Genomic DNA, 7,085 nt, shown 5'->3' with positions numbered 1-7,085 from the left:
GCCCCGATGCCCCTGACCCCCGACGCGCTCCTCGACCTGCTTGCCAAGAACGGCATCCCCGCCACCACCCATGCCCATCCGCCGGTGCATACGGTGGCCGAATCACAGGCCCTGCGCGGCGACATTCCCGGCGCCCACACCAAGAACCTGTTCCTGCGCGACGGGAAGAAGACCTATTTCCTCGTGGCCATCGCCGAGGACACGCCGGTGAACCTCAAGGCGCTGAAGGGGCCGCTGGGCGCCAAGGGCTCGCTCTCCTTCGGCTCGGCGGAGGCGCTCTACGAGCATCTGGGCGTGCTGCCGGGATCGGTGACCCTGCTTGCCGCGGCCAACGACACGGCCGGCCTCGTGACCATCGCCATCGACGCCGCGCTGCTGAAGGCGGAGGCGGTGTGCTGCCACCCCCTCACCAACGAACGCACCACGTCGCTTGCTCCGGAGGCGCTCGACGCCTTCTTCCGCCTCACCGGCCACCAGCCCCTGGTGATCGAGATCCCGCCGGCGCCGGAGGCGTAAGGCGCCCTCAGCCCGGACAGGCCTTCATGGCGGTTTCGTCGGAGCCGGCCTGGGCCAGGAGGGCGCGCAGGTCCACGTCCCGGATCAGAGGCACGAAGTTTCCGCCTGGCTTCAGCCGCAGGTAGGTGCTGAGCGGCAGCGGGCCGGACGGCAGCGCGCCCCGGACGCAGCCCTCCGCGGACACGGCGAGGGAGCCGTGGAGGCGGCGGCCCTTGGCAAGCTCGTCCGACTTGAGCGCCAGCATCTCGCTGCGGGCCGCCTCGAGCTTGCGCCGCCCCTCGTCGGTCAGGCGGAACACGGTGATGCGCTGCCCCTCGCGCTCCTCCTCCTTCAGGGCGGAGAGCGCTCTGGGATCAGCCTCCACCTCCAGCACCGCCTGGACGGTGGTCTTGCGCCCCTCCTCGCCCTGGCGCCAATAGGACATGGTCACGAACGCCCCGCCGGGCACCGGCGCGATCTCCTTGGGCGCCCGCACGGCGGCGCGCAGCACCGAGAGATCCGCCGTATCGAGATCGAGGCTCGCCAGCTGCGGCAGGCTGCTGACGGGAACATGGGAGCAGGCGCCGACGGACAGGGCGAGCGACAGCAGGAGCAGGGAGCGGCGGACGAAGGCACGGCCGAGACGCATATCTATTCTCATTAACGATTGCATTATTATTGTTTTACGATAAATTTTAATTGCGTCAAGGAAAGTCCCCTCATGTCTCCTCCGCCCCTCGACCCCCGCCTTCATCGCGTCGTGCGTCTCGGCCGTGCCCTCTCCCTGGCCACCCTGGTGGTGCTGGTGCTGCTGGTGACATCCGGCCTCGGCATCTGGCTACGCCCGGCCCTCGTGGAGCAGATGGTGGTGCCGCGCCTCGGCCTCGCCGGTCACCGGGTCTCGCTCGACGGCGCGAGCCTGTGCGCGGGCCTCGTCATCTCCGCGGTGCCGCTCGGCATCCTGGCCTATGGATTGCTGCAGGTCCGCCAGATCTTCCGCGACTTCGGACGCGGCGAGATCATCTCGCAGATGCTGGCGCACCGCCTCGAACGCTTCGGAGCGGCGGTTGCCGTTCAGGGCCTGATCAGCCCGTTCGCCGGCGCGGCGCTGAGCCTCGCGCTCACCCTGGGCAATCCCCCTGGCGAACGCGCCCTTGCCGTGTCGCTGTCGAGCCACGACGTGGTGGCGGTGATCGTCGGGCTGCTGATCATCGGGGTCGGCGCGGTTATGCGCGAGGCGGCGCGAATCGCCGAAGAAAATGCAAGCTTCGTCTAGAGTGCGATCCGTTCGCCTTGGCTCACGGCAATCACTCCAGATTCTGATTTTAACGCGTTTTCCTCACGCGAACCGGTATCCCCTTCGCTCGAAAACGCTCTGATGCGAAGGGCTATGGGAGCAACATGCCCATCATCGTCAATCTCGACGTGATGCTGGCGCGCCGCAAGATGCGCTCGCGCGAGCTTGCCGAGCGCATCGGCATCACCGAACAGAACGTCTCGCTGCTGAAGTCGGGCAAGGTGCGGGGCGTGCGCTTCGACACTCTGGCGCGCATCTGCGAGACCCTCGGCTGCCAGCCGGGGGACATCCTGGAATATGTGCCGGGGCCGGAAGAGGAGGCGGACTAGCGCCGCCGCGCCGGCTCCCGATCACCGCCCGATCGAATCATAGGCCTTCTGGGCGGCGAGCACGGCATCCATGTTGGCCTCCGCCCAGTGGGCGAGGGCGGCGACGGTGTCGGTGAGGGTGCGGCCGAGGCCGGTGAGGGCATATTCCACCGTCACCGGCACGGTGGGGAACACCTGCCGCGAAATCAGCCCGTCCCGCTCCAGCTTCTTCAGGGTCTGCGACAGCACCTTCTGCGAGATGCCGGCGATGTCGCGCCGCAAATGATTGAACCGCACCGGGCCATCCCGCAGCCGATCGAGGATCAGCAGCGCCCATTTGTCCGCCAGCCGGTCCAGCACCATGCGGGTGGGGCAGCGCTCCTGATAGATGTCATAGGGCTGATCCATGGTCCCTCCACCCAGTGCCTGAGCCCGGTGCCCGGTTTCCCGGCGGTGACCATGTGAGCTTCAGGTGCTCTCTTTCGGGCCGCCACCAAGGCTTGTATGTATCTCCTCGATACATGGTTTCCAACAGAAACCTATCAGGCCGCATTTCGGGAGCAGGACATGGACGACGCGATTCTGGTGATCGGGGCCACGGGCAACGTGGGCCGCCCCCTGGTGGAGGCGCTGACGGCGCGCGGCGCCAAGGTGAAGGCCGCCTCGCGCTCGGGCAAGGCGGTGGACGGGGCCGAGGGCGTGGTCTTCGACTATGCCGATCCCGCCAGCTTCGGCCCGGCCTTCGACGGCGTAAAGAGCGCCTTCGTGATGCTGCCCACCGGCTCCCTCGATCCCAAGGGCCAACTGGCGCCGGTGATCGCGGCCGCCAGCGCCCGCAAGGTCAAGGTGGTGTTCCTGAGCGTGCTCGGCGCCGATGCGGATGAAGCCATCCCCTACCGGCAGGTGGAGCGGGCGCTGGAGGCGTCGGGCACGCCTTATGTGATCCTGCGGCCGAACTGGTTCGCGGACAATTTCCACACCTTCTGGAAGGCCGGCCTCGACCACGGCGTCATCGCCCTGCCGGCGGGCGAGGGCAAGTCCAGCTTCATCGACACCCGCGACATCGCCGAAAGCGCCGCGGCGGCCCTGACCTCGGACCGGTTCGACGGCCGCGCCTTCAACCTCACCGGACCTGAGGCGCTGGGCTATGGGGACGCGGCGGCGATCCTCGCCACGGTCATCGGCAAGCCGGTCGCCTACACCCCCATCGACGACGACACCTTCGTCGGCATCCTTGTGGGCACCGGCGTGCCGCAGGACTATGCCCGCTTTCTCGCCTCCATCTTCATGCCGGTGCGCGAGGGCTGGACCTCCGCCGTCACCACCGACGTGGAGACGCTGACCGGCCACGCGCCCCGGTCGCTGGAAACCTATGCAAAGGACAATGCGGACCGGCTGAAATAGGCGCCGCAAGAGGCGCCGGCCGGCCTCACAGATCCATGCGGTACCTGACGAAATCGTCGGCCGCGACAAAGCTGTCGTAGAGCGCGCGCGCCGGGTTGTCCCGGCGGGTGTGCCAGTAGAGGCGCGACCAGCCCCTCTCCTTGCCGAGGCTGACGAGATCGGCGATCAGGCTGCGGCCGATGCCGAGGCCCCGGCAGGCGGGATCGACGAACAGGTCCTCCAGATAGCAGACCGGGCTCGCGACCCAGGTGCCCTCATGCAGGACGCTGATGGAGAAGCCCGCAAGCCCCCCGCCGCGCCGGGCGACGCGGCCCAGCATGGGGGACGCGGGGTCAAGGATGCGCTGCCACGTGCGGGCCGTGACCTGCGGGGCCACTTCCGCCTCGTAGAAGGCGTTGTAGCCCGCCCAGAGCCGGCGCCACTCGGCCTCGTCCCCCGGCAGGGCATCCTCGATAGAGACGGCCTCGCCCATGGTCCGTGGACCTGCCGGCGGCCCGGCCTCAGTTGCCGCCGTCGAGCAGGCGGCGGGCGATCACCTGCGCCTGGATCTCGGCCGCACCCTCGAAGATGTTGAGGATGCGCGCGTCGCACAGGATGCGCGACACCGGATATTCCAGCGCGAAGCCGTTGCCGCCGTGGATCTGCAGGGCATTGTCCGCCGCCGCCCAGGCGACGCGGGCGCCCAGCAGCTTGGCCATGCCGGCCTCAAGGTCCGTGCGGCGCCCCTCGTCCTTGGCGCGGGCGGCAAAGTAAGTGATCTGGCGGGCGATCATGGTCTCCACCGCCATCATCACGATCTTGTCGGCGACGCGGGGGAAATGGATGAGAGCCTTACCGAACTGGATGCGCTCCTCGGCATATTTCAGGCCCACCTCCATGGCCGCCTGGGCGACGCCCACGGCGCGGGCGGCGGTCTGGATGCGGGCGCTCTCGAAGGTGGTCATGAGCTGCTTGAAGCCCTGCCCCTCCTCGCCGCCGAGCAGGTTGGCCGCCGGCACGGTGAAGCCGTCGAAGCCGATCTCGTATTCCTTCATGCCGCGATAGCCGAGCACCTCGATCTCGCCGCCGGTCATGCCCTCGGCGGGGAACGGGTTCTCGTCGGTGCCGCGCGGCTTCTCGGCGAGCAGAATGGACAGGCCCTTGTAGCCGGGCTCGGCCGGGTTGGTGCGCACCAGCAGCGTCATCACGTCGGCGCGGACCGGATGGGTGATCCAGGTCTTGTTGCCGGAGACCTTGTAGACATCGCCGTCCTTCACCGCGCGGGTGCGCAGCGAGGCCAGGTCCGAGCCGGTGTTGGGCTCGGTGAACACCGCCGTGGGCAGGATCTCGCCGGCAGCGAGCTTGGGCAAATAATGGGCCTTCTGGTCGTCGGTGCCGCCGGCGAGGATCAGCTCGGCGGCGATCTCCGAGCGGGTACCCAGCGAGCCGACGCCGATATAGCCGCGCGACAGCTCCTCGGTGACCACGCACATGGCCTCCTTCGGCAGGCCGAGGCCGCCGAACTCTTCGGGAATCGTGAGGCCGAACACGCCCATCTCGGAGAGGTGGGTGATGATTTCCAGCGGGATATAGTCGTTCTTCAGATGCCATTCGTGGGCGTGGGGGGCCACCTCCGCCTCCACGAAGCGGTGCATCTCGGTGCGCATGGCCTCGGTGGTCTCGTCGAGGCCGGCTTCGCCGATGGTGCCGGTGGGGTGGGCGCCGCGGATGATGTCCGCCAGCGCCGCGCGGCTCGCCGCCGTATTGCCCCTGGCCGCGAGGGCGGCGATGGCCGGGTCGGCGCGCAGGGCGGCCTCGGTCGTCTCCGAGACGTAGAGGTCGCCGAGGCGGACGATCTCGCCCTGGCTCATGGGGATGCCGCCAAGGATCTGGGCGACATATTCGCCAAGGCCGATCTGCACGATCAGCTTTTCGGTGGCGCCGAACTTGCCCATCTCGGTGAGGCGGTCGGCATAATGCACCAGCTCGCGCACCGAGAAGACATAAGTGGCGAGCCAGGCGAGGCCGTGGGTGGACCGCTGCTCGCGCTCCATCAGCGCCGGGGAGATGCGACCGCCCTCGGTCACCTGCGCCTTCACCAAAGAGGTGGCTTCCGCCAGCAGGGCTTCCAGCTGCGCCGTGGCCGTGCGGCCGAGCGCAACGGCATCCAGGGTGTCGGTATCGACGGTCTGAAGGGCGGCGCTGGCGCTCATGAAGGCTTTCTCCCGATTGTGCGTTGCAGAATTGACCTATCCTTGCCTTGGAACCGGTCCAACGCAACGGCTGATTACGGCGGCGGTGTGCGCCGGGATCAGCGGGCGCGGCGCGATTGTGCGGCGCCCGCGTGTGCCGGTGAGTTAGAGAGGAATTCTTGAGGTGGGTCGATCCGACCTTCTGCCCATGTCCGGCAGCTCGGAACACAATTATTTTCTAGTCGAAAATAATATATTAGCTGGAGCAAGTATCCGGGTTGCGGGTCCGCCGGTCACCGGACCGCCTCGACCTCGTCGAACCGGGCGGCGAGGTCTTCGAGGTTTTCCTGCACGTGATTGCAGGCGGAGACTGCGGCGAACAAAGAGGTGAGGGTGTCGGCTCCCGCCGTCTCCAGCACGCCCTCGCCATTGAGGCGCTCGGCCTCGGCCTCCAGCGCCGCCACCGCCGCGCGTGCGGCCTGCGCCTTCTCCTCCAGTCCCTCCACCTCCTGGCCGTCGATCAGGTCGGCGAGGGCGAGGATGTGGCCGTTCAGCCCGGCCACGGCGGCGTCGAGGCTCGGGGCGACGCGCGCGGCCACGGCCTTGTCCAGGGGCCGGTCGGCGCCGCGCAGCAGGATGATGACGGAATGCCAGAGCCGGCGGCAGGACCGCACCACCGGCGCCGGATCCGCCTGCCCCACCAGTCCGCCGACCTGCTCGGTCAGCGCCTCGGAGATGCGCGCGTCGGCGGCGCGCAGGGCCTGGCGGGCGGCGGAATTCAGCCGGTCGAGGGCGGTGGGGTCGAGGCCGCGGCCCAGCAGGCCGTCGCGGCCCAGCTCCAGCAGCCCGGCGTTGAGGCGCAGAGCCTTGGCGCAATGGGGGAACAGCCGCAGCAGCGCCCGCTCGGGCAGGATCAGGATGGACGAGGCCATGCCCACCACCCCGCCCACCGCGATCTCGAACACCCGATGGAGGCCGGACAGCCACGGCTCCAGATGGCTCGGATCGGCCAACAGCACGATCACCACCGTCACCGGCGCCAGCTTGTAGCTTGCCGAACGGGCCGACAGGGTGGCGGTGAAGAACACCGCAACGCCCAGCGCCACGTAGGTGAGCGTCGCCGAATTGCCCGCCAGCATGGCCGCGACCACGCCCACCACGCCGCCCACCACCGTGCCCAGCGCCCGATCGATGGCCACCGCGAGGCTGGCGCCGATGGTGGCCTGCACCACCAGCACCGCGGTGAGCACCGCCCAATAGCCGTTGGGAAGGGCCAGCCCCGTGGCCAGCGCATAGGCCACCAGCCCGGCGATGGCGGCCCGCAGCCCGAGCTTGAAATGGCTGGGGCCAAGGAGACCGGAAAGCCGGCTGGAGAGCCGCGCGAGGCGGCGGGGCGGGGCGGGTCCCTGA

General features: G+C 68.8%; 9 protein-coding genes. 4 read left to right on the top strand and 5 right to left on the bottom strand.

Features of this window, described 5'->3' with window-relative positions; all coding sequences use genetic code 11:
• Window positions 1-6: 6 nt before the first annotated feature.
• Window positions 7-516 carry a prolyl-tRNA synthetase associated domain-containing protein gene (locus K9U41_RS20860; RefSeq protein WP_282642771.1) on the top strand — a complete coding sequence of 170 codons (510 nt, stop codon included), beginning with the start codon at window positions 7-9 and terminating at the stop codon, window positions 514-516.
• A 7-nt stretch (window positions 517-523) separates the two neighbouring features.
• Here K9U41_RS20860 and K9U41_RS20855 read toward each other — a convergent pair whose 3' ends face one another.
• A complete protein-coding gene (locus K9U41_RS20855; RefSeq protein WP_282642770.1) occupies window positions 524-1,144 on the bottom strand; it encodes a hypothetical protein in 621 nt (206 codons plus the stop codon).
• A 72-nt stretch (window positions 1,145-1,216) separates the two neighbouring features.
• On the opposite strand from K9U41_RS20855, the gene K9U41_RS20850 reads away from it, so the two are divergent.
• Together K9U41_RS20850 and K9U41_RS20845 are read left to right on the top strand one after the other, a co-directional pair.
• Complete coding sequence (locus K9U41_RS20850) at window positions 1,217-1,771, top strand: DUF2975 domain-containing protein (protein ID WP_282642769.1); 555 nt, start codon at window positions 1,217-1,219, stop codon at window positions 1,769-1,771.
• 125 nt (window positions 1,772-1,896) lie between these two features.
• Window positions 1,897-2,121: a helix-turn-helix domain-containing protein gene (locus tag K9U41_RS20845; RefSeq protein WP_282642768.1), complete on the top strand. Its 225-nt coding sequence runs from the start codon at window positions 1,897-1,899 to the stop codon at window positions 2,119-2,121.
• 21 nt (window positions 2,122-2,142) lie between these two features.
• On the opposite strand, the gene K9U41_RS20840 is transcribed toward K9U41_RS20845, so the two are convergent.
• Window positions 2,143-2,508, bottom strand: a complete 366-nt coding sequence (locus tag K9U41_RS20840; RefSeq protein ID WP_282642767.1) for a winged helix-turn-helix transcriptional regulator — start codon at window positions 2,506-2,508, stop codon at window positions 2,143-2,145.
• 159 nt (window positions 2,509-2,667) lie between these two features.
• Between K9U41_RS20840 and K9U41_RS20835 the strand changes: the two genes are divergently transcribed.
• A complete protein-coding gene (locus K9U41_RS20835) occupies window positions 2,668-3,504 on the top strand; it encodes an SDR family oxidoreductase (RefSeq protein WP_282642766.1) in 837 nt (278 codons plus the stop codon).
• A gap of 25 nt (window positions 3,505-3,529) precedes the next feature.
• Here the strand turns inward: K9U41_RS20835 and K9U41_RS20830 are convergent, their stop codons facing one another.
• The 3 genes from K9U41_RS20830 to K9U41_RS20820 all read right to left on the bottom strand — a co-directional run.
• Window positions 3,530-3,976: a GNAT family N-acetyltransferase gene (locus K9U41_RS20830; protein ID WP_282642765.1), complete on the bottom strand. Its 447-nt coding sequence runs from the start codon at window positions 3,974-3,976 to the stop codon at window positions 3,530-3,532.
• 28 nt (window positions 3,977-4,004) lie between these two features.
• Complete coding sequence (locus K9U41_RS20825) at window positions 4,005-5,696, bottom strand: acyl-CoA dehydrogenase family protein (RefSeq protein ID WP_282642764.1); 1,692 nt, start codon at window positions 5,694-5,696, stop codon at window positions 4,005-4,007.
• A gap of 272 nt (window positions 5,697-5,968) precedes the next feature.
• A partial coding sequence (locus K9U41_RS20820; protein ID WP_282642763.1) for an FUSC family protein occupies window positions 5,969-7,085 on the bottom strand: 1,117 nt, incomplete at its 5' end.

The organism is Xanthobacter autotrophicus (assembly GCF_029991245.1).
In the GTDB taxonomy this organism is placed as follows: Bacteria; Pseudomonadota; Alphaproteobacteria; order Rhizobiales; family Xanthobacteraceae; genus Xanthobacter; species Xanthobacter autotrophicus_C.
The sequence above is the reverse complement of the archived record's forward strand: the minus strand, read 5'-3'. Positions and strand labels throughout refer to the sequence as shown.